Source organism: Isoptericola sediminis, from assembly GCF_013085345.1.
GTDB classification, from domain to species: Bacteria; Actinomycetota; Actinomycetes; order Actinomycetales; family Cellulomonadaceae; genus Isoptericola; species Isoptericola sediminis.
Window position 1 is genome coordinate 56,484 of record NZ_JABFAJ010000021.1, and the last position, 25,825, is coordinate 82,308.

At 74.4% G+C, this 25,825-nt stretch carries 22 protein-coding genes; 6 read left to right on the forward strand and 16 right to left on the reverse strand.

The window, feature by feature from the left end:
* Positions 1 to 2 precede the first annotated feature (2 nt).
* The 8 genes from murD to mraZ form a co-directional block, all read right to left on the reverse strand.
* The gene (gene murD / locus HLI28_RS11685; protein WP_216077670.1) at positions 3 to 1,412 is read right to left on the reverse strand and encodes a UDP-N-acetylmuramoyl-L-alanine--D-glutamate ligase; all 1,410 of its coding nucleotides are present in this window, start codon (positions 1,410 to 1,412) and stop codon (positions 3 to 5) included.
* Positions 1,409 to 2,491 (reverse strand): phospho-N-acetylmuramoyl-pentapeptide-transferase, encoded by a 1,083-nt coding sequence (gene mraY / locus HLI28_RS11690; protein ID WP_171247740.1) that lies wholly within the window; start codon positions 2,489 to 2,491, stop codon positions 1,409 to 1,411. Before mraY ends, murD begins: the two co-directional genes overlap by 4 nt.
* Complete coding sequence (locus tag HLI28_RS11695) at positions 2,488 to 3,897, reverse strand: UDP-N-acetylmuramoyl-tripeptide--D-alanyl-D-alanine ligase (RefSeq protein WP_171247741.1); 1,410 nt, start codon at positions 3,895 to 3,897, stop codon at positions 2,488 to 2,490. The genes mraY and HLI28_RS11695 overlap by 4 nt, the downstream gene beginning before the upstream one ends.
* On the reverse strand, positions 3,894 to 5,492 hold the full coding sequence (locus HLI28_RS11700; protein ID WP_171247742.1) for a UDP-N-acetylmuramoyl-L-alanyl-D-glutamate--2,6-diaminopimelate ligase: 1,599 nt from the start codon (positions 5,490 to 5,492) through the stop codon (positions 3,894 to 3,896). The genes HLI28_RS11695 and HLI28_RS11700 overlap by 4 nt, the downstream gene beginning before the upstream one ends.
* Before the next feature lie 28 nt (positions 5,493 to 5,520).
* Complete coding sequence (locus tag HLI28_RS11705) at positions 5,521 to 7,332, reverse strand: peptidoglycan D,D-transpeptidase FtsI family protein (RefSeq protein ID WP_343035809.1); 1,812 nt, start codon at positions 7,330 to 7,332, stop codon at positions 5,521 to 5,523.
* A 107-nt stretch (positions 7,333 to 7,439) separates the two neighbouring features.
* Complete coding sequence (ftsL, locus tag HLI28_RS15305) at positions 7,440 to 7,862, reverse strand: cell division protein FtsL (protein WP_216077671.1); 423 nt, start codon at positions 7,860 to 7,862, stop codon at positions 7,440 to 7,442.
* The gene (gene rsmH, locus HLI28_RS11710) at positions 7,859 to 8,869 is read right to left on the reverse strand and encodes a 16S rRNA (cytosine(1402)-N(4))-methyltransferase RsmH (protein ID WP_171247744.1); all 1,011 of its coding nucleotides are present in this window, start codon (positions 8,867 to 8,869) and stop codon (positions 7,859 to 7,861) included. Before rsmH ends, ftsL begins: the two co-directional genes overlap by 4 nt.
* A 146-nt stretch (positions 8,870 to 9,015) precedes the next feature.
* Positions 9,016 to 9,489, reverse strand: a complete 474-nt coding sequence (gene mraZ, locus HLI28_RS11715) for a division/cell wall cluster transcriptional repressor MraZ (protein ID WP_304603722.1) — start codon at positions 9,487 to 9,489, stop codon at positions 9,016 to 9,018.
* Positions 9,490 to 9,759: 270 nt separating this feature from the next.
* On the opposite strand from mraZ, the gene HLI28_RS11720 reads away from it, so the two are divergent.
* From HLI28_RS11720 to HLI28_RS11730, 3 genes are read left to right on the forward strand one after another with little or no spacing between them, the layout of a single operon-like run.
* On the forward strand, positions 9,760 to 10,815 hold the full coding sequence (locus HLI28_RS11720; protein WP_425483392.1) for an AAA family ATPase: 1,056 nt from the start codon (positions 9,760 to 9,762) through the stop codon (positions 10,813 to 10,815).
* 2 nt (positions 10,816 to 10,817) lie between these two features.
* On the forward strand, positions 10,818 to 12,143 hold the full coding sequence (locus HLI28_RS11725; RefSeq protein WP_171247747.1) for a DUF58 domain-containing protein: 1,326 nt from the start codon (positions 10,818 to 10,820) through the stop codon (positions 12,141 to 12,143).
* Positions 12,140 to 14,413 carry a transglutaminase TgpA family protein gene (locus HLI28_RS11730; RefSeq protein ID WP_171247748.1) on the forward strand — a complete coding sequence of 758 codons (2,274 nt, stop codon included), beginning with the start codon at positions 12,140 to 12,142 and terminating at the stop codon, positions 14,411 to 14,413. The genes HLI28_RS11725 and HLI28_RS11730 overlap by 4 nt, the downstream gene beginning before the upstream one ends.
* 126 nt (positions 14,414 to 14,539) lie before the next feature.
* Here HLI28_RS11730 and HLI28_RS11735 read toward each other — a convergent pair whose 3' ends face one another.
* From HLI28_RS11735 to HLI28_RS11745, 3 genes are read right to left on the reverse strand one after another with little or no spacing between them, the layout of a single operon-like run.
* Complete coding sequence (locus tag HLI28_RS11735) at positions 14,540 to 14,953, reverse strand: DUF3040 domain-containing protein (protein WP_171247749.1); 414 nt, start codon at positions 14,951 to 14,953, stop codon at positions 14,540 to 14,542.
* Between the two features lie 53 nt (positions 14,954 to 15,006).
* Entirely contained in the window at positions 15,007 to 16,254 is a 1,248-nt protein-coding gene (locus HLI28_RS11740; RefSeq protein ID WP_171247750.1) for a DNA polymerase IV, read from the reverse strand.
* Complete coding sequence (locus HLI28_RS11745) at positions 16,251 to 16,664, reverse strand: SAV_6107 family HEPN domain-containing protein (protein ID WP_246246690.1); 414 nt, start codon at positions 16,662 to 16,664, stop codon at positions 16,251 to 16,253. The genes HLI28_RS11740 and HLI28_RS11745 overlap by 4 nt, the downstream gene beginning before the upstream one ends.
* 127 nt (positions 16,665 to 16,791) lie before the next feature.
* On the opposite strand from HLI28_RS11745, the gene HLI28_RS11750 reads away from it, so the two are divergent.
* Positions 16,792 to 17,688 carry a spermidine synthase gene (locus HLI28_RS11750; RefSeq protein WP_171247752.1) on the forward strand — a complete coding sequence of 299 codons (897 nt, stop codon included), beginning with the start codon at positions 16,792 to 16,794 and terminating at the stop codon, positions 17,686 to 17,688.
* Between the two features lie 68 nt (positions 17,689 to 17,756).
* Here HLI28_RS11750 and HLI28_RS11755 read toward each other — a convergent pair whose 3' ends face one another.
* From HLI28_RS11755 to HLI28_RS11775, 5 genes are all read right to left on the reverse strand, one after another.
* Positions 17,757 to 17,960 (reverse strand): cold-shock protein, encoded by a 204-nt coding sequence (locus tag HLI28_RS11755; RefSeq protein ID WP_171247753.1) that lies wholly within the window; start codon positions 17,958 to 17,960, stop codon positions 17,757 to 17,759.
* Positions 17,961 to 18,175: 215 nt separating this feature from the next.
* Positions 18,176 to 19,108: a PAC2 family protein gene (locus tag HLI28_RS11760; RefSeq protein ID WP_171247754.1), complete on the reverse strand. Its 933-nt coding sequence runs from the start codon at positions 19,106 to 19,108 to the stop codon at positions 18,176 to 18,178.
* Positions 19,109 to 19,203: 95 nt separating this feature from the next.
* Positions 19,204 to 19,644 carry a response regulator gene (locus HLI28_RS11765; RefSeq protein WP_171247755.1) on the reverse strand — a complete coding sequence of 147 codons (441 nt, stop codon included), beginning with the start codon at positions 19,642 to 19,644 and terminating at the stop codon, positions 19,204 to 19,206.
* A gap of 9 nt (positions 19,645 to 19,653) precedes the next feature.
* A complete protein-coding gene (locus tag HLI28_RS11770) occupies positions 19,654 to 20,823 on the reverse strand; it encodes a sensor histidine kinase (RefSeq protein WP_171247756.1) in 1,170 nt (389 codons plus the stop codon).
* Complete coding sequence (locus tag HLI28_RS11775) at positions 20,813 to 22,138, reverse strand: PP2C family protein-serine/threonine phosphatase (protein ID WP_171247757.1); 1,326 nt, start codon at positions 22,136 to 22,138, stop codon at positions 20,813 to 20,815. The genes HLI28_RS11770 and HLI28_RS11775 overlap by 11 nt, the downstream gene beginning before the upstream one ends.
* 143 nt (positions 22,139 to 22,281) lie before the next feature.
* Between HLI28_RS11775 and HLI28_RS11780 the strand changes: the two genes are divergently transcribed.
* Together HLI28_RS11780 and serA are read left to right on the forward strand one after the other, a co-directional pair.
* Complete coding sequence (locus tag HLI28_RS11780; RefSeq protein WP_171247758.1) at positions 22,282 to 24,543, forward strand: AAA family ATPase; 2,262 nt, start codon at positions 22,282 to 22,284, stop codon at positions 24,541 to 24,543.
* A gap of 43 nt (positions 24,544 to 24,586) precedes the next feature.
* On the forward strand, positions 24,587 to 25,825 hold the full coding sequence (gene serA / locus HLI28_RS11785) for a phosphoglycerate dehydrogenase (RefSeq protein WP_171247759.1): 1,239 nt from the start codon (positions 24,587 to 24,589) through the stop codon (positions 25,823 to 25,825).

Consider the following 25,825-nt stretch of genomic DNA (forward strand, 5'->3'; position numbering starts at 1 on the left):
CCCTACGTCAGGTCCCGCACCGCGGAGGCGAACTCCTCACCCCGTGCCGCGTAGGACGCGAACTGGTCCATGGACGCCCCGGCCGGGGCCAGCAGCACGGTGTCGCCCGCCCGGGCGGCCTGCCGTGCCGCGGCGACGGCGCGACGCATCACGGTGCCAGTGTCGCCGGGATCGATCACGGTCACGGGTACCTCGGGCGCGTGTCGGGCGAGCGCGTCGACGAAGGGTGTCGGGTCCGTCCCGATGACGACCGCGGCGCGCAGCCGGTCCGCGCGGCCCGCGACGAGGTCGTCGAAGGACGCCCCCTTGGCCAGCCCGCCCGCGATCCAGACACCCGTGCCGGGGGCGCAGGCCGCGAGGGACGCGGCCGCGGCGTGGGCGTTGGTGGCCTTGGAGTCGTCGACGTACGTCACCCCGTCCAGGGTGCGGACGACGGCGGCACGGTGGGCGTCGGCGGAGAAGCTCCGCAGGCCCTCGCGGACCGCCCGGGCGTCGACTCCGTGGGCCCGGGCGAGCGCCGCCGCGGCGAGGGCGTTGGCCACGACGTGCGGGGGCGGGCCCTGGGGGCCGCCGAGGTGGGCCAGGTCGTCGAGGGTGGCCAGCTCGGCGGCCGTGCGGTGCCGGTCCGGGGCGTCGGTCGGCGCGTGGAAGGCGCGGTCGACCAGCACGTCCTCGACCAGACCCAGCTGTCCCGGACCGGGTGGGCCGAGCGTGAACCCGACGGCCCGCGCCCCGTCGGCGACCTCGGCGTCGCGCACGAGCTGCTCGGTCCGCGGGTCGGCGACGTTGTAGACGCACGCCACCTGCGCGCCGTGGTAGATCCGGCCCTTGTCAGCGGCGTACGCCTGCGCCGAGCCGTGCCAGTCGAGGTGGTCGTCGGCCACGTTGAGCACGGCCGCGGCCTCCGCGGTCATGCTCGTGGTGTGGTGGAGCTGGAAGCTGGACAGCTCCACGGCCAGCACGTCCAGGTCGGGGTCCTGGGCGGCGGTGAGCACCGGGGTGCCGACGTTGCCGACCGTGGCGGTGCGCAGCCCGGCGGCGGTGAGGATCGAGGCGAGCATCTGCACGGTCGTCGTCTTGCCGTTGGTCCCGGTGACGGCCAGCCACGGGGCTCCGGTCCGCAGCCGCCAGGCCAGCTCCACCTCGCTCCACACCGGGACCTCGGCCTGCCGGGCGGCGGTGAGCAGCGGCGTCGACGGCGCCCACCCCGGCGACGCGACCACCAGGTCGGCGTCCGCGACGAGGCCGGCGACCACCCGCGGGTCCGTCGCGTCGGCCCCGGTCACGTCCGCGTCGCCGGCGCGGCCGTCGACCGTCGTCACCGTGGCCGCGCGACCCGCGAGCGCCGCGACGACGGCGCGGCCGGTCACGCCGAGCCCGGCCACGACCACCCGGGCACCGGTGAGCCTCAACTGACGACCCACTCGGCGTAGAAGATCCCCATGCCGAGGGCGGAGAAGAGGCCCGCGATGAGCCAGAACCGGATGACGATGGTGACCTCGCCCCAGCCGGACAGCTCGAAGTGGTGGTGCAGCGGGGCCATCTTGAACACCCGCTTGCGGGTGAGCTTGAAGGACCCGATCTGGATGATGTCGCTGAGCACGATGATCACGAACAGACCACCGATGATGGCGGCGAGGATCTCGGTGCGGGTGAGGATCGACAGCGCCGCGAGCGCACCGCCCAGGGCCAGCGACCCGGTGTCGCCCATGAAGATCTTCGCCGGACTGGCGTTCCACCACAGGAATCCGAAGCAGGCTCCCATGACCGCCGCCGCCACGATCGCCAGGTCCTGCGGGTCACGCACCTCGTAGCAGCCCGGTCCGGCGGCGGCGAGGCGCTGGCAGGACTGGTTGAGCTGCCAGATGCCCACGAGCACGTAGGCGCCGAACACGATCAACGACGACCCGGTCGCGAGCCCGTCCAGGCCGTCGGTGAGGTTGACCGCGTTGGACCATGCCGTGATGAGGAAGTTCGCCCAGATCACGAACAGGATCAGGCCGATCGTCGTTCCCGCGAAGGCAAGGTCCAGGTCGGTGTCCCGCAGGAACGAGATCTTGGTCGAGGCCGGCGTGCGGGAGTTGGCGTTGGGGAACTGCAGGGCCAGCACCGCGAACGAGATGCCGACGAAGCCCTGGCCGACGATCTTCGCGCGCGCCGTCAGGCCCAGCGACCGCTGCTTGCGGATCTTGGTGAAGTCGTCGAGGAACCCGACCAGCCCCAGGCCGGTCATGAGGTACAGCGCGAGCAGGGCCGAGGCGCTCGGCGGACGGCCCGCGAGGATCATCGAGGCGGCGACGCCCAGCAGGGTCGCCGCGATGATCACCACGCCGCCCATCGTCGGGGTGCCGCGCTTGGTGAAGTGCGCCGTCGGGCCGTCCTGGCGCACGAACTGGCCGTAGTTGCGGTGCACCAGGAAGCGGATGAACAGCGGGGTGCCCAGCAGGGCGACGAGGAGCGAGACGCCGGCGGCGGCGAGGACGGCGATCATCCGGCGGCCTCCACCAGCTCGTCGGCCAGCCGCCACAGCCCGGACCCGTGCGAGGCCTTGACCAGCACGACGTCACCGTCCGTGAGCGTCTCGGCCAGGAGCACGCGGGCCGCGTCCAGGTCCGGCACGAACACCGACTCCTCTCCCCAGGACCCCTCCTGCTGGGCCCCCTCGTGGATGTGGTACGCGCCCTCGCCGACCACGACCAGCAGCTTGACGTTGAGCCGGACGGCGAGCCGACCGATCGCGTCGTGCTCGGTGCGCGCGACCTCGCCGAGCTCGAGCATCTCGCCCAGCACGGCGACCGACCGGCGCGACCGGCCGGCCATCACGGCCAGGGTACGCAGGGCGGCCCGCATCGAGTCGGGGTTCGCGTTGTAGGAGTCGTCCACGACGGTCACACCGTCGGCCCGCTCGGTGACCGCCATGCGGTGCGGGCTCCGCGGCGTGGCCGACGACAGCCGCTCGGCCACGACCGGCAGGTCGACGCCGAGCCGCAGGGCCGCCGTCGCGGCGGCGAGCGCGTTGGTCACGTGGTGGGCGCCGACCAGCCGCAGCGCCACGTCGGCCGCACCGGCGACCGTGCGGAGCGTGAACCGGGCGCGGCCGCCCTCGACGGTCACGTCCTGGGCGCGCACGTCGGCCGAGGAGATCGTGCCGAAGGTGACCACCTCCGTGCCGGGCTCCGCGCGGTCCGCCATCGCGGCCACGCGGGTGTCGTCGGCGTTGAGGGCGACCACACCGCCGGGGCGCACACCGGCGACCATCTCGCCCTTCGTGCGCGCGATCGTCTCCACGTCGCCGAAGACGCCGAGGTGCGCGGTGCCGACCGCGAGCACGATGCCGACGTCCGGCGGGGCGATGCGGGTCAGGTCGGCGATGTTGCCGGGCCGGTCCGCGCCCATCTCCAGGACCAGCAGGCGGGTGTCCGCGGTCGCCCGCAGCACCGTCAGGGGCAGACCGATCTCGTTGTTGAACGAACCGGTGGGCACCACGACGGCATCGGCACCGAAGGATGGCTCGAGGAGCTGGCCGAGCAGGTCCTTGGTGGTGGTCTTGCCCACCGACCCGGTGACGGCCACCACCCGGACCTCGTGCCGCTCGCGCAGCCGGGCCAGCACGACGCGGGCGAGCTCGCCGAGGGCCGTCTGGACGTCGTCGACGACGACGCAGGGCACGTTCTCGACGGGCCGCGCGGCCAGCACGAGGGCGGCCCCGGCCTCGACCGCGGCCGCGGCGAAGTCGTGGCCGTCGACGTGCTCGCCGGGGAGCGCGACGAACAGCGCGCCGGGTGACACCTGCCGGGAGTCGACGACGACCGGGCCGCGGACGACCACGTCGTCCCCGGCGCCGTGCGACGACCCCGCGGTCGCGGCGGCGACCTCGGCAGCGGTGAGCTCGATCATGCGGTGGGGGTCCTCTCTGCGCGGGCACGCAGCGCAGCGCGCGCCTCGACACGGTCGTCCAGCTCGAGGTCCACGCCGCGGACCTCCTGGAGGGTCTCGTGGCCGCGGCCGGCGACGAGCACCGTATCGGTGCCGGCCGCCTCGAGCACGGCGCGCCGGATGGCCTCGGCGCGCGGTGCCACCTCGGTGACGGTGACGTCGCGGCCCGCCGCGACGGCGCGGTCCCGGGCGGCCTCCGCCCCGGCGCGCACCGCGGCACGGACCGCGGCGGCGTCCTCGTCGTGCGGGTCGTCGTCCGTGACGACGACCACGTCGGCCCCGGCCACGGCGGCCGCACCCATGAGCGGACGCTTGCCGGGGTCACGGTCGCCGGTCGCGCCGAAGATGACGACCAGGCGTCCGGTGGTGGTCGGGCGGAGCGCCGCCAGGGCCAGCTCGAGCGCGTCGGTGTTGTGCGCGAAGTCCACGACGACCCGGGGATGGGTGCCGTCCCCGGGTCCGACGACCTCCATCCGTCCCGGCACCTGCGCGGACAGCCCGTCGCCCGCCTCGAGGGCGGCGACGACGTCGTCCAGCGCGACCCCGGAGGCCAGCACCATGACGACCGCCAGGGCGGCGTTGGCGACGTTGAAGTGGCCGGGCAGCGACGTCCAGGCCCGCAGCGACCGGCCGTCGGCATGGGTCAGCGTGAAGGCCGACCCGGTCCCGCGCGGGGCGACCTCCGCGACGGTCCAGTCCGCGGCCGGCGCACCCTCCCGGGCCGGTCCGGTCCGGACGGTCTGGACGGGCACGGTGGCCGCGGCGGCCATCCGCTCGCCCCAGACGTCGTCCACCACGACGACGCCCTGCCGGGACCTGGCGGGGGTGAACAGCTCGGCCTTGGCGGCGAAGTACGTGGCCAGGTCCCCGTGGAAGTCGAGGTGGTCCTGGCTGAGGTTGGTGAACCCGGCGACGTCGTAGACCACCCCGTCGACCCGGTGCATCGCGATCGCGTGCGAGGAGACCTCCATGGACAGCGAGTCCACGCCGTCCTCGCACATCGCCGCGAGCACCGCCTGCAGGTCGGAGGCCTCCGGCGTCGTGAGCCGGCTGGGCAGCACGCGGTCTCCCGAGCGGGTCTCGACCGTGCCCACCAGGCCGCCGCGGCGTCCCAGCGCACGCAGCAGGTGGTCGAGCTGGTAGGTCGTGGTCGTCTTGCCGTTGGTGCCGGTGACGCCAAAGGTCGTCAGACGCTCCGCGGGGGCGCCGTGCACCCAGGCGGCGACCGGGCCGAGGAGCAGCCGTGGCTCGTCGGTCACCAGCACCGGGACGGAGAGGTCCCCCAGGTCTGCGGCCCCCTCCGGGTCGGTCAGGACGGCGCGCGCGCCACGGGCCACGGCGTCGGCGGCGAAGGCTGCCCCGTGGGCCCGGGCACCGGGCAGCGCCACGAAGAGATCGCCGTCGGACACGGCACGGTTGTCGCTGGCCACCGCGGTGACCTGCACCTCGGCGAGCGTCCCGGGGTCCGAGGTGGTCAGGTCGAACCGTGCGGCGAGCTCGGCCACGGGGCGGGGGACGAGCACCGCGGGCCGGATGCGGTCGGTCGGGGATGTCACGGGGAAGAACCTACCTGGTACCGGCTCGTCACCAGGTCAGCGGGAACAGGTCGGCCGGCTCCTCGGAGGGCGGCACGCCCGCGGAACGCAGGACGTAGCCCATCAGCTCGCTGAACACCGGGGCGGCCACGACACCACCGTAGATCGAGGACCGCGGGCTCTTGAGGAACACCGACACGGTGTAGCGGGGGTCGTCGGCGGGCGCCACGCCGATGAACGACGCGACGTACGTGGTCCCGCCGCCCTCGAACATCTGGGCCGTGCCGGTCTTGCCCGCCACGCGGTAGCCCGGGACCTGCGCGGCCGTGCCCGTGCCGTCCTCCGCGGTGACCGCCTCCATCATGGTCAGCACGTCCTGCGCCGTCTGCGACGACACCACCCGGGTCCCCTCCGCCCGCTCGGCGGGCACGACCTCCCCGGCAGCGGTCCGGGTGCCCGCCACGAGGTTGGCGGGCATCCGCACGCCGTCGTTCGCGACGGTCGAGAAGACCTGGGTCGCCTGCATCGCGCTGACCGCGACGCCCTGCCCGAACAGCACCGTGTACGGCGTGCGGTTCTCGATCTCGTCGATGTCCTCGTCGGGCAGCAGACCCGCGCTCTCCCCCGGCAGGCCGAGCGCCGTGCGCTGCCCGAAGCCGAACTTGCGCAGGTAGTCGTAGCGCACGGCGAAGGGGATCTCCTTGCCCATCATGACCGTGCCCGTGTTGGACGACTGGGCCAGGATCCCGGCGAGGGTCCAGCGCTCGACCGCGTGGGGGTGCGAGTCACGGAACGTCTCACCGTCCACGGTGTAGGTGTCCGGGACCTCGAACTCGTCGGTCGGTTCCCAGTAGCCGCCCTCGAGCGCGGCCGCCATGGAGATGACCTTGCCGGTGGACCCCGGTTCGAAGACCACGTTCACCGCCCGGGACCCGTCCGCGACGTCCCCGGAGCTCCCGTTCGGGTCGACGTCGCCGGAGTCGGCCATCGAGACGACGTCGCCGGTGCGGAGGTCCTGCACGATCGCGATCCCGTAGCTCGCGCCGGTGTCCGCGACGGCCTCGTCGAGCAGCTCCTCCGCCTTCCACTGGACGTCGGAGTCCAGGGTGAGCTGGACGTCCTCGCCCGGCTCGGCCGGCACCGACTCGATCTCGGAGGTGGGGATGCGCGCACCGTCCCGGCCCCGTTCGTAGGTCAGGGTGCCGTCGGTCCCCGACAGGACGTCGTCGAAGGAGGCCTCGAGGCCGCCCACGCCGGTGTGCTCGCTGTTGACGTGCCCGAGCAGGGGGCCGGCCACCGTGCCGGCGGGATACGTCCGCTCCGACGTCAGGTGGGAGAACACGAAGCCGTACAGGCCGAGGGCCGAGACGGCCCGCTGCACCTCCGGGACGACGTCGGCGGCCAGGACGACGTACTGGTCCTCCCCGTTGAGCCGGGCGCCGAGCGTGGCCCGGCTCTCCCCCAGCACCGGGGCGAGGAGCTGGGCGATACCGAGGGCACCGTCCTGCACCGGTTCACCGTCCGCGTCGTGGCGGCCGTTGCCCCGGAACCCCTGGATGTTCACCTGGTTGGCCACGATCCGGTAGCGGTCCACGGACGTGGCTAGCACCCGGCCCTCGACGTCGAGGATGTCCCCGCGGTGCGCCTGGGTGACCTGGGTCGCCAGCCGCGCCTGCTGGGCCGTCGAGGCGAGCGCCGGCCCCTGGATGACCTGGACGTCCACGAGACGGCCCACGAACAGGGTCACCACGAAGGCCGCCAGCACGATCAGCCAGCGCTGGCGCCGCTCGGGGTCTCCCGCCGTCCGTCCCGCCGGGCGCGCCGGGCGGCCCCGCCCGGCGCCCGCGCCTCCGCGTGCCACCGGTGCGGCACCGCGCCGACGGCCGTCCGGTCGTCTCGTGGACTGCACAGCACGATCGTGCTCCCCCGCGGACCGTCCGGTGCGGCGGCGCACCGGGCGTGTCGGGGTCACGGCTGCTCCGTCGGCTCCGGGACGACGGAACGGTCGGCGGCGGAGAGCATGGTGATCTCCTCGGCGGGGACCATGCCGAGGCGGTCGGCCTGCTCGGGCAGGGACGCCTCGGCGGCCCGCAGCTCGGCACGCACCTCCTGGACGTCCTGCGCCACGAGACCGGCCTCGCGCTGCAGCTGGGACATCTCGTAGGAACCGCGCGCCATGGTCGTGTTGAGCAGCAGCGCCGACAGGAGCGCGGCGACCAGCACCAGGGCGCACAGGACCATGAAGGGCAGCCCCGAGGTCGCCTGCAGGGGCGCGCGGACGGCGTCCAGGCGGCGACCCGCACCGCCCTCGACGGCACGCAGCGGCGCGCGGCGAGGGGTGGGTTCGCCACGCGGGACCGGGTGGACGGTGGTGGCTCGCAGAGCGCTCATCGTGACTCCTTCCGGGTCTGGCCGAGCATGTGGGCGGGCGTGGGACGCAGGCGGCGGGCGGCGCGCAGCCGCACCGACGCCGAGCGGGGGTTGCGTTCCCGCTCGACCGCGTCGGCCTCCTCAGCGCCCCGGGTGAGGGCCTCGAGGTACGGCCGGTGGGTCTCGGGCTCCACCGGCAGGTCCGGCGGGGCGCTGGACGTCGTGCCGCGGGCGATCGCCCGCTTGACGATGCGGTCCTCCAGCGAGTGGTAGGACTCCACGACGATCCGACCGTCGACGGCGAGGACCTCGATCGCCGCCGGGACGGCACGTTCGAGCACCTCGAGCTCGCCGTTGACCTCGATGCGCAAGGCCTGGAAGGTCCGCTTGGACGGGTTGCCGCCGGTCCGCCGCGCGGCGGCGGGGATCGCCGCGCGCACCGCGTCCGCGAGCTCGGCGGTGCGGGCCCACGGCTCGCGCTCGCGCCGCCGGACCACCGCACGGGCGATCCGCGGGGCGAACTTCTCCTCGCCGTAGCGGCGCAGGACGCGGACGAGGTCCGCCTCGTCGTAGGTGTTCAGCACGTCGGCGGCCGTCATGCCCCGCGACGGGTCCATCCGCATGTCCAGCGGTGCGTCCTGGGCGTAGGAGAACCCGCGCTCCGGCTCGTCGAGCTGCAGCGAGGACACCCCCAGGTCCATGAGCACTCCCTGGACCGCGCCGCCCGCGTGCTCGTCGACGACGTCCTCGATCTCGTCGTACACGGCGTGGACCGGCGTGAAGCGGTCCCCGAACCGGGCCAGGCGTCGGCTCGCCAGCTCGAGCGCCTGCGGGTCGCGGTCGATGCCGAGCACCCGTGCCGTCGGGACCTGCTCGAGGACGGCCTCGGTGTGCCCTCCCATGCCGAGGGTGCAGTCCACCAGCACGCTGCCGGGCTCGGCCAGGGCGGGCGCGAGCAGGTCCACGCACCGCTGCAGGAGCACGGGCAGGTGCCGGTCGCTCGTCGGTCGCGTCGCGTCGTCGCTCACGGGCCCTCTCCTTCCTGTCGGTGACGGCCCCGCCCGACCAGGTCTCCCTCCGCGTCGTTCTGGCGCCGGGGAAGTGCGCCAGACCCTCGCGGGGAGAGGCCTCGCCGTGCGGGGCCGCGGCTGTGCTGATGTCGTCGTCGGTCGGTTCAGAACTGCAGGTCGGGAAAGATCTGTTCGGCCACGTCGGAGTAGTCGGCCTCCTGCGCGGACAGGTAGCTCTCCCACGCTCCGGCGTCCCAGACCTCGACCCGGGTGCCGGCGCCGATCACGGCGACGTCCCGGCCGAGGCCCGCGTACTCTCGCAGGTTCGCGGGGATCACCACGCGACCCTGCTTGTCCGGCACCTCGTCGCTCGCCCCCGACAGGAACACGCGCAGGTAGTCGCGTGCCTGGCGGCTGGTGACCGGCGCCTGCCGGACCTGCTCGTACATGCGGGAGAACTCGTCCATCGGCAGCAGGAACACGCAACGCTCCTGCCCCCGCGTCATGACGAGCCCGGCGGCGAGTCGGGAACGGAACTTCGCCGGCAGGATGAGCCGCCCCTTCTCGTCGAGCCTCGGGGTGTACGTGCCGAGCAGCAGCCCGGTCCCCGGGAACTGGTCTCCCAGCGTTCCTGCCACGGTCCGCACCTCCCCTCGGGCTCCCGCTTCCTCCACGCTACTCCACTTTCCTCCACCGGGCGCGGCCATTCGGCCGCCTCCCCTCCACCTGCGCACTTCCTCCCCATGTCTGCGCAGGTCAGAGAGGTGGGGGTGAAGTGGAGGGCCAGGCACCACCGGACCCCGCAGAACCACTCCCCGAGAGCCCTTCAGCGGGTGACCCGACTCACGAGACACGCCCGGGACGGGCTAGGCTGCAAGACGTACCGTCCCGCGACCGGAGGCCGCACCGTGCAGACCGACCACGTCACCGGCACCCTGCCGCCGCCCAACGAGGACGGGCAGGAGGCCCTGCGGGCCGGCCTGCGCGAGCTCGTGACGACCACGAGCCACGTGCGCGAACAGGTGGAGAGCGTCGTGACCGGGCGGCCCGACCTGGCCCGGCTGACCGTCGCCGTGCTCCTCGCCGGCGGGCACCTGCTGGTGGAGGACGTGCCGGGTGTGGGCAAGACCACCCTGGCCAAGGCGCTGGCGCGCACGATCGACTCCCGTGTCGGCCGTGTGCAGTTCACCCCCGACCTGTTGCCGAGCGACCTCACCGGCGTGAACGTCTACCGCTCGGCCACCGGTGAGTTCGAGTTCCGTCCCGGTCCCGTGTTCAACAACGTCGTGATCGGCGACGAGATCAACCGGGCCTCGCCGAAGACGCAGTCCGCGCTGCTGGAGTGCATGGAGGAGGGGCAGGTCACCGTCGACGGGTCCACCTACGTCCTGCCGAAGCCCTTCCTCGTGGTCGCGACGCAGAACCCGGTCGAGATGGAGGGCACCTACCCGCTCCCCGAGGCGCAGCGGGACCGCTTCATGGCCCGGCTCGCGGTCGGGTATCCCGACAACGAGGCCGAGATGGCCATGCTCGACGCCCAGTCGTCGGGAGACCCGCTGGCCCACCTCCGGCCGGTCACGCACGCCGACACGATGCTGCGCTACGCGGGATGGATCCGCGCGGTGCACGCGGCACCCGCGGTCAAGCAGTACATCCTGGACCTGGTGGGGCGGACCCGTGATCACGCCGGGCTGCGTCTCGGCGCCTCGCCCCGCGCCTCGCTGCAGCTACTCAAGGTCGCCAAGGCCCACGCCGCGATGGCCGGGCGGATGCACGTCCTGCCGGACGACGTCCAGGCGCTGGCGGTCCCGGTCCTGGCGCACCGCCTGGTGCTGTCCACCGAGTCCCGGCTGACCGGGCTGGACGGTCCGGGCATCATCGAGGAGGTCCTCCGGCAGACCCCGGTGCCCGCCCGGGCGCACGCCGCCCCCGGCGGCGCCGCCGTGCCACGCCAGCCCCGCTGACGATGAACGTCGAGCAGGTCACGAGCGCGCTGCGCCGCCTGGTCCGGGTCCGCCCGACGGCGCGCGGCGCGGCGCTGATCAGCGCCGGGGGCGTCCTGGTCGTCGTCGGCGTCGTGCTGGACCTGCCCGACCTCGTGGGCCTCGGGGCCGCGGCCCTGCTGGTGGTGCTGGCCGCATGGGTCTCGCTCGGCGTGCAGCGGCTCGACGCGGGTCGCGGCGCGCTGGACGTGGAACGCCGGCTCGACCCCCATCCCGTGGTGGCCGGGCAGCACGCGACCACCCAGCTCGTCGTCCGCGCCCGGGCGCGGACCGGAGCCGCGTTCGAACGGCTCGCCCGGCTGCGCCTGTCCGAGCAGGCGGCGCACGAGCTCGCCGGGCCGCACGGCATCCGCGCCCGGGTCCGCGCCCACCCCGACCGCGTCGCGGTGCAGTACACGATCGCCCCGGTGCGCCGGGGGCGCTGGTCGCTCGGACCCGTCCTGACCACGCGGAGCGACGTCTTCGGCCTGGCCCGCACCACGCAGCCGCTCGGGGCGAGCACGCCGGTGTCGGTCTGGCCGCGCACGACGCACGTGCCCGCGCACAGCGCGGCGCTCGGTGACGTCGACCGGGCCGCGTCCGGCGCCCGGCTGGCCTCCTCCGACGACTCCGTCATCCGCGAGTACGTGCCGGGGGACGACCCGCGCCGGGTCCACTGGGCGGGATCGGCACGCCAGGGCCGGCTCATGGTGAGGGCCGACGAGAGCGCGGGCCTGCGTCCGGTCACGGTGCTGCTCGACAGCGGCCTGCTCGCGCCCGCCTCGGACGAGCGGCCGGGAGGACGCGCACCGACCCACGCCACCGTCGAGGACGGCGAGTGGGCCGTCGAGCTGGCCGCGTCGATCGCCACGTCCTTCCTCGAGGCGGGTCATCCCACCCGGTTGTCCGCCACCGGCGGTACCCACCAGCCGGCGACGCACCTCAGCGGGGCCCGGACCGGTCGCGCCGTGATGCTGGACTCGACCGTGGACCTGAGCGGCCTGCGCGGGGCGGCCGCCACCCGTGCCCTGGAGCAGACCGTCCAGGCGCTGCGGGCCGACCGCCGGCAGTCCGAGATCACGGTCGCCGTCCTCGGGCCCACCACGGGTCCGACCCGCCACGCGGTCGCCTCGCTGGGGGCGGACGGGGTCGCCTGGGCGCTGCTGGTCGTCCCCCGGGCGGAGGGCATGCGCCACGACGTGGAGCCCACGGCCGACGACCTGCGCTCCGCGGGGTGGCGCGTGACGACCTGCGCCCCCGGCACGCCGCCGGAACGCGTGTGGTCCGCACTGACGGAGCGCGTCGCATGATCCCGCCGTACGCCGGTCCGGTCGCGCGGCTCGTCGCCACGGGCGCACTGGTCGCGCTGGCCGTCGCGGCGTCGATGACGGCGCTGACCCAGCTCGTCCTGCCCGGTCCGTGGGTGCGTACCGGGGTGCTGGGCATCGTGCTCGTGACGGTCACGACGACCACCACGCGCGGCTTGCTGGAGGCCCGCGCGCGGCGCCGTGGTGTCGCGGGGGACGCCGGGAGCGGCTCGGCCCTGCCCACCCTCGCCGGCGCGCTGGTCGCCACGTGGTTCGTCCTGTCCCGCTACGGCGCCCCGACGTCCGCGGCGGACCTGATCGTCGGCCCCGAGCACGTCAGCCGGGTGGTGGCACGGCTGGGCGAGGCCGGCGAGATCATCCGGTCCGAGGTCGCCCCGGTACCGGGCACGCTGCCGATGGCGCTGCTCACGGTGGGCGGCACGCTGGCCGTGCTGCTGCTGGCCGACGCCCTGGCGGGCGGCCTGCACTGGCACGCCGGCGTCGGGCTGCCGCTGCTCGCCCTCTGGGCCCCGCCGCTGGTCCTCGTCGGATCGGTGCCGCGCCTGGTCTTCGTCGTCGTGGTCGCCGCGCTGCTGCTGCTGCTGACGGTCTCACCCCGGGGCGGCCCCCGGACCCGTCAGCGTGAGCAGCCACCGCGCTCGGTACGCCGCGCCGAGGGTCTGCGGGCCGTGGTCACCACGGCCGTGGCGGTCGTGGTCGCCGCCGGCGCGGGGCTCGTCGCCACCGCCTCGGAGTCGCTGCCCGGTTACGCGGGGGCCTGGTACCAGACGTTCACCACCTCGGGCGACGCCATCCAGCTCGCCGAGGACCTGGACGTGCTCGGCAGCCTGACCGAACGGTCGAGCGAGGTCGTGCTGACCTACACCGGCCCCACCGAGGGGGTCGGTCCCTGGCGCACCTACACGACGTCCGCGTTCGACGGCCGACGGTGGCAGCGCGGGGACGAGCGCTCCGGCGAGCCGTTCGGGCCCGACGACCTGCTCTGGCCCGAGGACGTCGACCGTGACGCCCTGGCCGACGCCCGGGCCGTGGCGGTCACGGTCGGGTCGCTGCGCGACGACCAGCTCCCCGTGCCCGGCGAGCCGCGGCGCGTGACCGTCGGCGGCACCTGGGGCTACGACGCGGTCCGGGACGAGGTGGTCGGCGACCGGACGGACGAGGGCGAGACCTTCGACGTCGCGGTCCGACCGCGCGACCTCGACCCGGAACGGCTCCGCGCGGCCGGTCCGGGCACGGCGGTCGACGCGTACCTGCAGGTCCCCGAGACCGACCGCGCCGCCGACGTGGCCGCGCTCGCCGAGGAGGTCGCCGGCGACGGACCGACGGCGTACGACCAGGCCGTCGCGCTGCAACGCTGGCTGCGCGACCCGTCGTCCTTCACGTACTCCACCGAGCTGCCGCGCGGCGGCACGGGCGACCCGGTCTGGGACTTCCTCCAGCACCGGACGGGCTACTGCGTGCAGTTCGCCACCACGATGACGATGATGGCCCGCACGCTCGACATCCCCGCCCGGCTCGCGGTCGGGTTCCTGCCCGGCGAGGTGGTGTCCGAGTCCGACTCCGGGGAGCAGGCGACCTGGCAGGTGACCGGCCAGGACTCGCACGCCTGGCCGGAGCTGTACTTCGACGGGGTCGGATGGGTGCGGTTCGAACCGACCCCGGCGGTCCAGACCGGCGCCCCGCCCACCCACACGACGCCGCGGGACGGGCCCGCCGCCGGTCAGCAGGACCAGGCTCCCGAGGTGCCCGAGCAGGTGCCGCCGCAGGAACGTCTGGGCCAGGACGAGGTCGTCTCGCAGCCACCGGTCGCGGTGCCCGCCGGTGGTGGTGGGGGTCCCGAGGGCCCCGAGCCCTGGGTCTGGGTCGTCGGCGGCATCGTGGTCGTGGCGGCGGGCGTCGCCGGCGGCTTCCTGCTGCGTCGCCGGCGCGAGGACCGCCCCGTGGACGCCGAGCGCGCCTGGGAGCAGGTGCTCGCCGCGCTGGCGAAGAACGGGGTGAGCCTGCCACCGCCGACGACGCCGCGTCAGGCGCCGGAGGCCATCGTCACGGCCGTGACCCGGGCGCACGGGCAACGACCCTCCCCCGAGGTGCGCGACGGTCTGCAGCGGATCGCCGACGCCGTCGAACGGAGCCGGTACGCCGCCCCCGTCGAGGAGGCGCAGGACGACGACCTGGCCGAGCTGGCCGAGACGGTGGCCAGCGGACTGGCGCAGGGTCGTCGGGCGCGGCGGACCGCGTCGTCCGGTCGGTGACGACGTCCGGCCGGGTGCTCAGCGGGTGTCCGGCTTGGTCCAGCAGGTCACGCTTCCACGCGGACGTTCGGCGATCGCTGCGGTGCGAGCCGGGCGTCGTGCGCGGGCGCCCGACGGGTCAGGTGCTCAGCGGCCTTCGTCGCGACGCCGGTTCCAGCGCTCCTCGAGCCGGTCGAGGAACCCGGAGCTCTTGGGCTTCTTGGCCGTCCGGGTGGTCCTCCCCGAGGAGGCCGCCGACGGCGACACGGTGCCGTCACCCTTGACGACGCCCTGCGGCCCTTTCTTGCGCGGCGCCGCGAAGACGAACGCCACGCCGGCGAACATCAGCGCGAACCCGACGACACCGAGCCACGCCATCTGCGACGCGGCACCGATCACCAGGAGCAGCAGACCGAGCACCACGCCCGCACCGGCGAGCACGAAGCGCAGCGGAGAACGGCGGCGTGAGTGCTGGAGCGTGGTCGCCAACCGGGGGTCGTCGCTCTCCAGCGCGCGCTCCATCTGCTCCAGCACGCGCTGCTCGTACTCCGACAGAGGCATCGGGCCCCCCGATCTCGCTGTGGTCCACTGACGTTCTTCTAGGATATGCCCGCTCAGGGGTCCATGGTAGTCGACGGCGGGGCGAAGCTCGCCCCCAGCGCCACCGCGGACCGCCCGAACCGCGCCCGCACCGCGTCAACGGCGATCTCGGCCTCCCGACGGGCCTCGCCCCGGTCGTCCTCGGCGTCGAACAGGGTGGGCTGGCTCGACAGCCCGGACCGCGGGCGCAGGTTCTCCGCGCGGACGCCCACGAGCCGTACCGCGAGCCCTCCCCGGTCCACCCCGACCAGCAGCTCCCGCGCGACCGAGAAGAGCTCCTGGGCCACGTCCGTCGGTGCCTCGAGGGTCCGCGACCGGTTCACCGTGCGGAAGTCGCTGGTGCGGAGCTTCAGGGTGACGGTCCGCGCCACGACGTCGTGCCGGCGCAGCCTCGCGGCGACGCGGTCCGCGAGCTCGCGGAGCCGGGCCACGAGGTCGTCCGTGTCCCGCAGGTCCCGCTCGAACGTCGACTCGGCGCCGATGCTGCGCTCCGGCCGACCGGCGACCACCGGACGGGAGTCCCGCCCCCAGGCGAGGTCGTGCAGGTGCTGTCCCGCGACGGGGCCGACGGCGGCACGCAGCACGTCCACCTCGGAGTCGGCGAGCTGGGCGACGGTGGTGATGCCCCACCGGGCCAGCACCGCCTCGGTCTTGTCCCCGACGCCGGTCAGGGCCCCGACGGGCAGGGCTCGCAGGAACGGCTCGGTCGCGTCGCGCGGGACGAGCAGCAGGCCGTCCGGCTTCGCGTGCGTCGAGGCCAGCTTGGCGACGAGCTTGTTGCGGCCGATCCCGACCGAGCAGGTCACGCCGTGCTCGGACCGCACCCGTTCACGCAGGGCGGCACCGATCTCGGTCGGCAGACCGAGGCGACGACGCGCCCCCGCGACGTCGAGGTAGGCCTCGTCGACCGACACCTGCTCGACCACGGCGGTGATGTCCCCGAGCATCTCCATGACCGACCGCGACACGTCGCGGTAGGCCTGGTGGTCCGGGCGCACCACGACCGCCTGGGGGCACCGTCGCAGTGCCTGGGACATCGCCATCGCGGACCGGACGCCGTACGCCCGGGCCTCGTAGGTGGCGGCCAGCACCACGCCGCGGTCCCGTCCTCCGACGATGACCGGGCGCCCCCGCAGCTCCGGCCTGCGGGCCAGCTCGACGGAGGCGAAGAAGGCGTCCATGTCGACGTGCAGGATCGTGGCGCCGTCCTCGTCGCTCCCCCAGTTCCGGCGCACGTCCGCCGAGCGCGGCCCGCGACTCACGACGCCGCCGTCGAGCGGTCCCGCAGACGCGTCAGCGCGAACCCGGCACGCGGGTCGAGCCGCAGACCGACCTCGTCACGGAAGTCCTCGGCGCACGCGAGCAGCTCGTCGGCACGGCGGGCGGGCACCTGGTCGCCGTGGCCGGAGTCCACGACCGCCCGCAGTCGCGCACCCGAGGCGAAGTAGACGCTCCAGGCCGCCAGCTCGGGCTCGACACGGCTCAGCAGCTCCCACACCGGCCGCGCGCGGCCACGGCGCGGCACGTCGTCGTGCCGGGCGACCACGGCGGCGGCCGCACGGAGCGCCGCCAGGTGCGCGTGCACGAACCGGTCGCCGCTGTCCCGTGCGTCGACGGCCTCGGCGAGCTCGGCGTCGGCGCGGGCGAGCAGCTGCTGGACGCGCTCCGGCATCGGGACATCGTCTTGTGCGGACATCACACACCTCCAGACCCCAGAGCGGGTTCGTCCCGCCACCTCATCGTCGAACACCTGTTCGACTCCTGTCAAGATCGCGGACCGCTCGGGGAGAATGTCGGCCATGGCTCCACGCTCCCGGCGCGCCCGTCGCCCCCGATCCTCCCGCGAGGCACCGACACTGCCCGCCGGGGAGGTGCCGATCGACACCGGGACGGCACGCGTCGAGACCGACCCGGAGGACCCCGAGCGCCTGACCCTCTACGTCAACGACGTGCCGAGCTCCTGCCTCGACCTCGGCGACGCGGGGTTCCTCGCCTTCGAGTACCTGCAGCAGATGGCCGCGGTCGTCGACACGCTCCCGGACGGCCCGCTGCGTGCCGTCCACCTCGGCGCCGCCGGTTGCGCCCTCCCCCGCTACGTCGATCACACCCGGCCCGGTTCGCGTCAGATCGGCGTGGACGTCGACGCCGAGCTCCTGCGACTCGTCCGCCGCTGGTTCGACCTGCCCCGCTCCCCCGCGCTGCGGCTCCGCGCGGACGACGCCGGGCACGCGCTGGCGGGCCTGTCCCCCGGGTTGGCCGACGTCGTCGTCCGGGACGTGTTCGCCGGGGACACGACCCCCGACCACCTCGTCGGCACGGCGTTCGCCCGCGCGTGCGTCCGCGCGGTGCGCCCGGGCGGGGTGGTGCTGGCGAACTGCGCCGACCGCCCGCCGCTGACCACGGCACGGCGCGAGGTCGCGGCCTTCGCCGAGGCCCTCGGCCCGGGCGCGATCGACGGCGGCCGCCTCGCGCTGGTGGCCGAGCCCGCGATCCTCAAGGGACGTCGGTACGGCAACGTGACGATCGTCGCGGTGGCGCCGACGCCCGACGGTGAGACGGACCCGGACGGGCCGCCCGCGCTCGACGTCCGCGCGCCGGCCCTGGGCCGCGCGCTGCGGTCGCTGGCCGTCCCGGCGCACGTGCTCGCCGGCGAGGAGCTGGCCCGGTTCATCGGCTCGGTCGCACCGTTGCCGTGACGCCGCGCCCGGGAACGGCGCAGGCCGCCTCCCCGGCGGGGAGACGGCCTGCGCCGGTCGGGTACGCCTCAGATCGGGACGACCTGCTCCGCCTGGGGCCCCTTGGGCCCCTGCGTGATCTCGAACTCGACCCGCTGCGCCTCGTCGAGGGTGCGGTACCCCTGCGTCTGGATCGCCGAGTAGTGCACGAAGACGTCGGCACCGCCGTCGTCCTGGGCGATGAACCCGTAGCCCTTCTCAGCGTTGAACCACTTCACGGAACCCTGCGCCATGCTGATCCTTCGATCTTCCGTCCGATGCACGGGAGCCCCGGACGGGCACCCGCCGTCGCAGCGGGCGGTCGACGCCGGCTCGTGCGCTGCTCCGCCGATGCAACGCGGCAAGTGTGGCATGGAACACACCGGTTTGCACGGAATGGGCGGCGATGACCGGCAGGTGTCACCCGGTCGACACGTCCGACTCGGCGGGCGGGCGGCCGCGGGGACCTTCAGTCGTCGCCGCGCTCGGCCAGGAACCGCTCGAACTCGGCGCCCAGCTCTTCCGCCGTCGGCAGCGAGGAGTCCTCGGCGAGCAGGTTCTGACGGCCCACCGACCGCGCGAACGCGTCGTACTGCTCCTCGAGCTGGTGCACGACGGACGCCACCTCCTCGTTCTCCGCGACGAGCTCGGCGACCTCGACCCGCGCCTGGCCCGCCGCCTCGTCGAGCGCCCCCGTGTCCAGGGCGAGCCCCGTGGCCTTCTCGAGCTGCTGCAGCGCCAGGACCGCCGCGGGGGCGTACCGCGACTGCCCCAGGTAGTGCGGGACGTGCACCGCGAAGCCCATCGCGTCGTGCTCGGTCTCGCCGAGGCGGTACTCCAGGAGCGCCTCCCAGGAGCCCGGGACCTGCACGCGGCCGAAGTAGGTCGTCTGCTCGTCGACCAGCCCCTCCCGGGTCCCGTGCACCGTCAGCGTCAGCGGCCGGGTGTGCGGGACGGCCATCGGGATGCCGTGCAGCCCGACGGTCAGCGACACACCCAGCTCGTCGACGATCCGCCGCACCGCGGCCGCGGCCCGCTCCCACTGCAGGTCCGGCTCGGTCCCGTGCAGCAGCAGGAAGCCGGTGCCCTCGTCGTCGGCCAGGTGGTCGAGCGCCAGGACGGGTGCGTCGTACCCGGCCCAGCGGTCCGCGTCGAACGTCATCGGCGGGCGGCGGGACCGGTAGTCGACGAGCTGGTCGACGTCGAAGGTCACCAGGCGGGTCGGCGTGAAGCTCCCCAGGAGGTGCTCCGCCGCGAGCTCCCCGGTGGCACCGGCGTCCACGAAACCGCGCACCGCGTGCACCAGGACGGGCGCCGCGGCGAGTCCGCCCTCGTCGGCCGTGCCCAGGGTCCGCGCCACCGCGTCGTGATCCACCTCGTAGATGCCCTGCGGGTCCTGCACCGTTCCTCCTCACGAACCGGCTCCGGGGTGCGGTCGCACCTCTGCCGACCCACAACCCACGCCGCGCCCGAGATCATCCCGGCCGCCGGGAGCGCTCACCGCTGCGGCAGGCGCACCACCGAGACGAAGAAGTCGTCGATCTGCCGCACGACGTCGATGAACCGTTCGAAGTCGACGGGCTTGGTGACGTAGGCGTTGGCGTGCAGGCTGTAGGAACGCAGCACGTCCTCCTCCGCCTCGGAGGTCGTCAGCACCACCACCGGGATGTGCCGCAGCGCGGCGTCCTGCTTGACCGACGCCAGGACCTCGCGGCCGTCCATCCGGGGCAGGTTGAGGTCCAGCAGCACCAGGTCCGGGGTGGGAGCGGCGGCGTGCTGGCCCTCCTTGCGGAGGAACTCCATCGCGCTGACCCCGTCCGAGACGACCCACAGCGTGTTGGCGACCTTGTGCTCGGCGAAGGCCTCGCGGGTCATGAGCACGTCACCGGGGTCGTCCTCGACCAGGAGGACCTCGATGCCGACCTGCTGCTCCACCATGACCACACCCTAGTCCGACGCCGGCAGGGTCCACCGGACGGTGGTCCCGGTCGTGGCGTCCGGGTCGATCCACACCCTGCCGCCGTGGTGCTCGACGACCCGCTTGACGAGCGCCAGCCCGATCCCGGTGCCGCTGTACACCTCCTTGGGGTGCAGGCGCTGGAAGATCACGAAGACGCGTTCGGCGTACTGCGGGTCGATGCCGATCCCGTTGTCCGTGCACGCCAGCTCCCACTCCTCGCCGTCGGGGCCGCTCACCCGCCGGGCCGACACGTGCACGCGCGGCGGACGGTCCGGGTGGGCGAACTTCAGCGCGTTGCCCACGACGTTGCGCATCAGCATCATCAGCGGGCCACGCTCCCCCTCGACCACCGGCAGCGGGTCGCTGGTCACCTCGCCGTCCTTCTCGGCGAGGCGGTGCGACAGGTCGGACAGGACCTGGTCGAGCACCTCGGACAGGTCGACGTCCTCGCGCCGGCCGCCGGAGCGCCCGACCCGCGAGAAGCTGAGCAGGTCCTGGATGAGCCGCTGCATGCGGTGCGCCCCGTCCACGGCGAAGGCGATGTACTGGTCGGCCCGGTCGTCGAGCTGGTCGCCGTAGCGCTTCTGCAGGAGCTGGGTGAAGCTGGCGACCTTGCGCAGCGGCTCCTGCAGGTCGTGGGAGGCGACGTAGGCGAACTGCTCCAGGTCGCGGTTCGACCGCTCCAGCTCGGCGGCCTGCTCGCGCAGCCGCAGGTGGGCGTCCTCCACCTCCTGGTGCGCCGCGCGGGCGTCGGCGACCTGCTCGACCAGCTCGCGCCGCATCGCCTCGACGTCGCGCGCCAGGGCCGCGACCTCGCCCGAACCCACCGGTGGGATCTCGTGGTCGTGCTCGCCCGTGCTGGCGGCGCGGACCTCGGCGGCCAGGGTGGCCAGCGGGACCGTCAGGCCCCGGCGCACCTCGCGCAGGACCGTCACGGCGACGCCGACCCCGACGCCGCCCAGCACGAGCACCACGGCCAGGAGCACCTCGTTCCACACCCGGGCGTCGTCGATCGCCGCGGCGTCGGCACCGGCTTCCAGCAGCCGCTGCGAACCCAGCGTGGCGACCAGGGCCAGCAGCAGGCCGGCGACGAGGGCCACCGTCCCCCAGCGCAGCAGCCGGCGCGCGCGGTCCAGCACGGAGCGTTCAGGACTCATCGGGCCACTCCACGGAGTCCGCGAGCATGGCGGAGCGCTCGCCCGGCACGTCCTCGGACCCGGTCCAGCCGACGACCAGCATCGCGGCGTCGTCCGCCAGGGGACCACCGTGCAGGCGCCGGACCCGGCGCAGCACCCTCTCGACGACCCCGCCGAGACCTCCGCGCTCGACCTCGTCGCGGACGAGGTCGGCCAGACCGGCCACGCCCACGCGCAACGCGGCCCGCCGCCGTCCGCCCCGACCCGGTGCGGACGACTCGTCGGCGGCCAGCGACGCCTCCACCAGACCATCGGTGTAGGTGACGACCGCGAACGGACCCTCGAGCTCGAGCCGTTGCGACGTCCACCCCCCGGGCACCGGCACGCCGAGGGCGCGACCACGCTCGACCGGCGCGAGGACCTCGCACCCCGGGGTGCCGTCCGTCCCGGTGAGCAGCATCGGGGCGAGGTGACCGGCGAGACAGATCTCGACGGCGGACCGGTCGGCCTGCACGGTCACCTGGCACAGCGTCACGAAGATCTCCGGACGCGCACGCTCGGTGTGCAGCACCGTCTCCAGCGCGGGGAAGATCGCCTCGGGCGGGGTCCCGGTGAGCACGAGCGTCCGCCACGCGGTCCGGAGCGTCGCGCCGAGCGCGGCCTCGTCGGGCCCGTGGCCGGCGACGTCCCCGATCACCGAGAGCACCCGGCCGTCGGGCGTCTCGACGGTGTCGAAGAAGTCTCCGCCGAGGAGCCCCTCCCCGCCGGGCAGGTATCCCACGAGCACGGACACGGCCTCGTCGTCGACCAGGGGCGTGGGCAGCAGGGCCTTCTCCAGCCTCGCGGTCTCGGCCGCCCGGACCCGGCCGCGGTACAGGGCGCGTTCCTGCTCGGCCGACCGCCGGCGCTGCAGCGCGTAGCGCAGGGACCGGCCGAGCAGGTCCGGTCCGACCTCACCCTTGACGAGGTAGTCGTCGGCCCCGGCCGCCACGGCCTCGACGCCGAGATCGACGCCGCTGTGCCCCGTCAGCACCACGAGGGCGGGCGAGGCGGCGTGCCGGGCGCCCACGTGGCGCAGCCGCTGCACGGCGGTCAGACCCGCCGCGTCCGGGAGCCCGAGGTCCACCAGGAGGCAGTCCACCGTACCGGTGGCGACCTCGGCCGCCGCCTGGGAGACCGACACCGCGCGACGCAGCTCGACGTCGATCTCCGCGTCGGCGAGGAGCTCGGTGACCAGCAGGGCGTCGCCGTCGTCGTCCTCGACCAGCAGGACGCACGGCAGCGCGCCCCCCGCGGGGTCCCCGGCCTCCTCCCGACCCCCGTCGCCGCTGCTCATGGTCGGGATCCTATGCGCCGCTGTGGTCCACGTCACCGGTGTCGCGGCGGCGCGCCGCCCCAGATCACCCGGGGCGGGACACGACAGGGGTCACGGACGTGGAATGATGGTCGGCCGCACACCGAGCAGCACCTGGAGGACGCGTGGCGGGCAGGCACGACGAGCTGGCACGCGAGCAGGCGGTCGTCGACCGCCTCTACGCGCGACTCGACGAGCTGCGCGCCACGGCGCGCGCGCGGCTCGCGGCGGTCCGGCGCGAGGGACCCTCCGGCTCGCCGCAGAACCGTAGCGAGCGCGACGCCTTCGCGACCATGTACGAGGACCGCGCCGCCCGGCTCGACGCCGTCGAGGACCGCCTCGCCTTCGGCCGTCTCGACCTCGAGTCCGGCGAGGAGCGGTACATCGGCCGGATCGGCCTGACCGACGACGAGCACCGCGCGCTGCTGACCGACTGGCGCGCACCCGCCGCGCAGGCCTTCTACCGCGCCACCGCGCGCCACCCCGACGGCGTGCGACGCCGTCGGCACGTGGTGACCACCGGACGCACGGTGACGGGCCTGGAGGACGAGGTCCTGGACCTGGACGCCGTCGACGACGGCCTGGACGCCTCCAGCCTGTCCGGGGAGGGAGCGCTGCTGGCGTCCCTGGCGCGGCGCCGGACCGGGCGCATGTCCGACATCGTCGCGACCATCCAGGGCGAGCAGGACCGCATCGTGCGGGACGAGCTCGGCGGCGCCGTCGTCGTCCAGGGCGGTCCCGGGACGGGCAAGACGGCCGTCGCCCTGCACCGTGCCGCCTACCTGCTGTACGCCCACCGGCGGCTGCTGGAACGCTCCGGCGTGCTGCTGGTCGGCCCCAGCCGCTCGTTCCTGCGGTACATCGACCAGGTCCTGCCCTCCCTCGGCGAGACAGGCGTGGTGTCCACGACCATCGCCGAGCTCCTGCCCGGGGTGACGGCCGACGCCGTCGAGGACCCGGTCGCCGCCGAGATCAAGGGCCGTCTGCTGTGGCGCGCCGCGGTCAAGCGTGCCGTGCGGGCCCGTGAACGGGTGCCCGCGACGGACGTGCCGGTGCGGATCGACGGGGTGGAGCTGCACGTGCGCCGCCGCGACGTGCGCGACGCGATCTCCCGGGCACGACGGACGCACAAGCCGCACAACGAGGCGCGCGCCACCTTCGTGCGCGAGATGCTCGGCAAGCTGGTCGAGCAGTACCGCGAGCGCACGCAACGCGAGGTCACCGAGCACGACCTCGCCGTGCTCACCGAGGACCTGCGGGCGGACCGTGACGTGCGCGTGGCGATCAACCTGGCCTGGTTCCCCATCACGCCCGAGCGGCTCGTCGCCGACCTGTGGTCCAAGCCGCACCGCCTCGCCGAGGCGGCACCCGAGCTGTCCGACGCGGAGCGGGAGGCGCTGCGCCGCGACCCCGACGCGCCGTGGACCGAGGCCGACGTGCCGATCCTGGACGAGGCCGCGGAGCTGCTCGGCGAGGACGACAGCGTCGCCCGGGCCGAGGCCCGGGCGGCCGAGGCGCGGCGCGCCGCCGAGATCGAGTACGCCCGCCAGACGCTCGCCAGCACCGGTGCCGGCCAGGGCATGGTCGACGCCGAGACGCTGGCTGCGCGGTTCGCGGAGTCGGGGCCGTCCCTGACGACGGCCGAGCGGGCGGCGGCGGACCGCTCCTGGACCTACGGCCACGTCGTGGTCGACGAGGCGCAGGAGCTCAGCCCGATGGCCTGGCACACGCTGGTCCGCCGGGTGCCCTCCCGGTCGCTGACGATCGTGGGGGACGTCGCCCAGACGTCCTCGGCAGCCGGCGCCCGGTCCTGGCAGAAGACGCTCGGCTCCGTGCTCCGCGACGGCTGGCGCCTGCACGAGCTCACCGTGTCCTACCGGACCCCCGCCGAGGTCGCCACGACCGCGCAGCGGGTGGCCGTGGCGGCGGGGCTGCCCGTCTCGCCCCTGACCGCGGCGCGCGACGCGCCCGACTCCCTCGTCGTCGCCCCGACGGACGACCTCGTGGGGGAGACCGCTCGCCGTGCCGCCGAGGAGGCCCGCCGGCACGTGGACCCCGACGGCGCCGGACGCGTGGCCGTCATCGCGCCGGCGGACCGGGTGAACGGACTGCGCGGCGCGGTCGCCGCCGCCGTCGGCGAGGCGCTGGGGCCCGAGGAGGGCCGGCGGCTGGCCGCCCAGCGTCCCGAGGACGCGCAGGTGCTCGTGGCCTCGCCGCGGGAGATCAAGGGTCTGGAGTTCGACGCTGTCGTCGTCGTCGAGCCGGCGGCGGTCGCCGCCGGGGCCGGCGGCTGGGGCGACCTGTACGTGGCGATGACGCGCCCCACGCAGCGCCTCGTGGTCGTGCACGCCGGCGAGCTCCCCGCGGGGCTGATGCACGAGGGGTGAGACACGTTTGGCCCCGGTGCCCCGCGAGGCGCACCATAGGGGCGTGCTGCGCGCCCTTCTTCTCGAGAACATCCACCCCGACGCCGTCGCCGTCCTGGAGTCGGCCGGGATCGAGGTCGAGTCCCGCCCCGGTGCCCTCGACGAGTCCGAGCTGATCGAGACGCTCGCCGACTTCCACATCCTCGGCATCCGGTCCAAGACCCAGGTCACCCGCCGCGTGATCGAGGAGTCCCCCGGCCTGCTCGCGGTCGGGACGTTCTCGATCGGCACCAACCAGATCGACCTCGGGGCCGCGGCGGGCCACGGCGTGGCGGTCTTCAACGCCCCGTTCTCGAACACACGCTCGGTCGTCGAGCTCGCCGTGTCGGAGATCATCGCCCTGACGCGGCGGCTCACCGTCCGCGACAAGGCGCTGCACGACGGCCTGTGGGACAAGACGGCGGACGGGTCCCACGAGGTCCGGGGACGCACGCTGGGCATCATCGGCTACGGCAACATCGGGTCCCAGCTCTCGGTGCTCGCCGAGAACCTCGGCATGAACGTCGTCTTCTTCGACACCTCCGAGAAGCTGGCCCTCGGCAACGCGCGCCGTGCGGAGACCCTCGGCGAGCTCCTCGAGACCGCCGACGCCGTGACCATCCACGTCGACGGCCGGCAGGGCAACGCCGGCCTGTTCGGCGACGACCTCTTCGCCCGGATGAAGCCGGGGGCGATCTTCCTCAACCTCTCCCGGGGCTTCGTCGTGGACGTCGAGGCCCTGCGCGAGCACATCCTCAGCGGGCACCTCGCCGGGGCCGCCGTCGACGTCTTCCCGACCGAGCCGAAGAAGCGCGGCGACCACTTCGAGTCGCCGCTGCGGGGACTCGACAACGTCATCCTCACCCCGCACGTGGGCGGGTCGACGGAGGAGGCCCAGCAGAACATCGGGCAGTTCGTCGCCAAGAAGCTCCGTGACTACCTGCTCACGGGCTCGACGATGCTGTCCGTCAACCTGCCGAACCTGCAGCTCGAGCACACCGGCGTGGGGCGCATCGCCCTGCTGCACCGGAACGTGCCCGGCGTGCTGGCGGCGGTGAACCAGGTCTTCGCCGACCACGGGGCGAACATCGAGGCGCAGATGCTGGCCACCCACGGCGACCTGGGCTACGTGGTCACCGACATCTCCGACGTGACGCACCGCGGCGCGTCCAGCAAGCTCATGGCGATGGAGAACACGGTGCGGCTGCGCATCCGCGACGCCTTCGACCGCCCGGAGTTCCCCCCGGGGCCCGCGGCCGGCTGA

Excerpts from the sequence above, each read along its gene's own strand:
- mraY (WP_171247740.1), bottom strand. The coding sequence starts at position 2,491 with ATGATCGCCGTCCTCGCCGCCGCCGGCGTCTCGCTCCTCGTCGCCCTG.
- HLI28_RS11695 (WP_171247741.1), bottom strand. The coding sequence starts at position 3,897 with ATGATCGAGCTCACCGCTGCCGAGGTCGCCGCCGCGACCGCGGGGTCG.
- ftsL (WP_216077671.1), bottom strand. The coding sequence starts at position 7,862 with ATGAGCGCTCTGCGAGCCACCACCGTCCACCCGGTCCCGCGTGGCGAA.
- HLI28_RS11725 (WP_171247747.1), top strand. The coding sequence starts at position 10,818 with ATGAACGTCGAGCAGGTCACGAGCGCGCTGCGCCGCCTGGTCCGGGTC.
- HLI28_RS11730 (WP_171247748.1), top strand. The coding sequence starts at position 12,140 with ATGATCCCGCCGTACGCCGGTCCGGTCGCGCGGCTCGTCGCCACGGGC.
- HLI28_RS11735 (WP_171247749.1), bottom strand. The coding sequence starts at position 14,953 with ATGCCTCTGTCGGAGTACGAGCAGCGCGTGCTGGAGCAGATGGAGCGC.
- HLI28_RS11745 (WP_246246690.1), bottom strand. The coding sequence starts at position 16,664 with ATGCCGGAGCGCGTCCAGCAGCTGCTCGCCCGCGCCGACGCCGAGCTC.
- HLI28_RS11750 (WP_171247752.1), top strand. The coding sequence starts at position 16,792 with ATGGCTCCACGCTCCCGGCGCGCCCGTCGCCCCCGATCCTCCCGCGAG.
- HLI28_RS11755 (WP_171247753.1), bottom strand. The coding sequence starts at position 17,960 with ATGGCGCAGGGTTCCGTGAAGTGGTTCAACGCTGAGAAGGGCTACGGG.
- HLI28_RS11765 (WP_171247755.1), bottom strand. The coding sequence starts at position 19,644 with ATGGTGGAGCAGCAGGTCGGCATCGAGGTCCTCCTGGTCGAGGACGAC.
- HLI28_RS11770 (WP_171247756.1), bottom strand. The coding sequence starts at position 20,823 with ATGAGTCCTGAACGCTCCGTGCTGGACCGCGCGCGCCGGCTGCTGCGC.
- HLI28_RS11775 (WP_171247757.1), bottom strand. The coding sequence starts at position 22,138 with ATGAGCAGCGGCGACGGGGGTCGGGAGGAGGCCGGGGACCCCGCGGGG.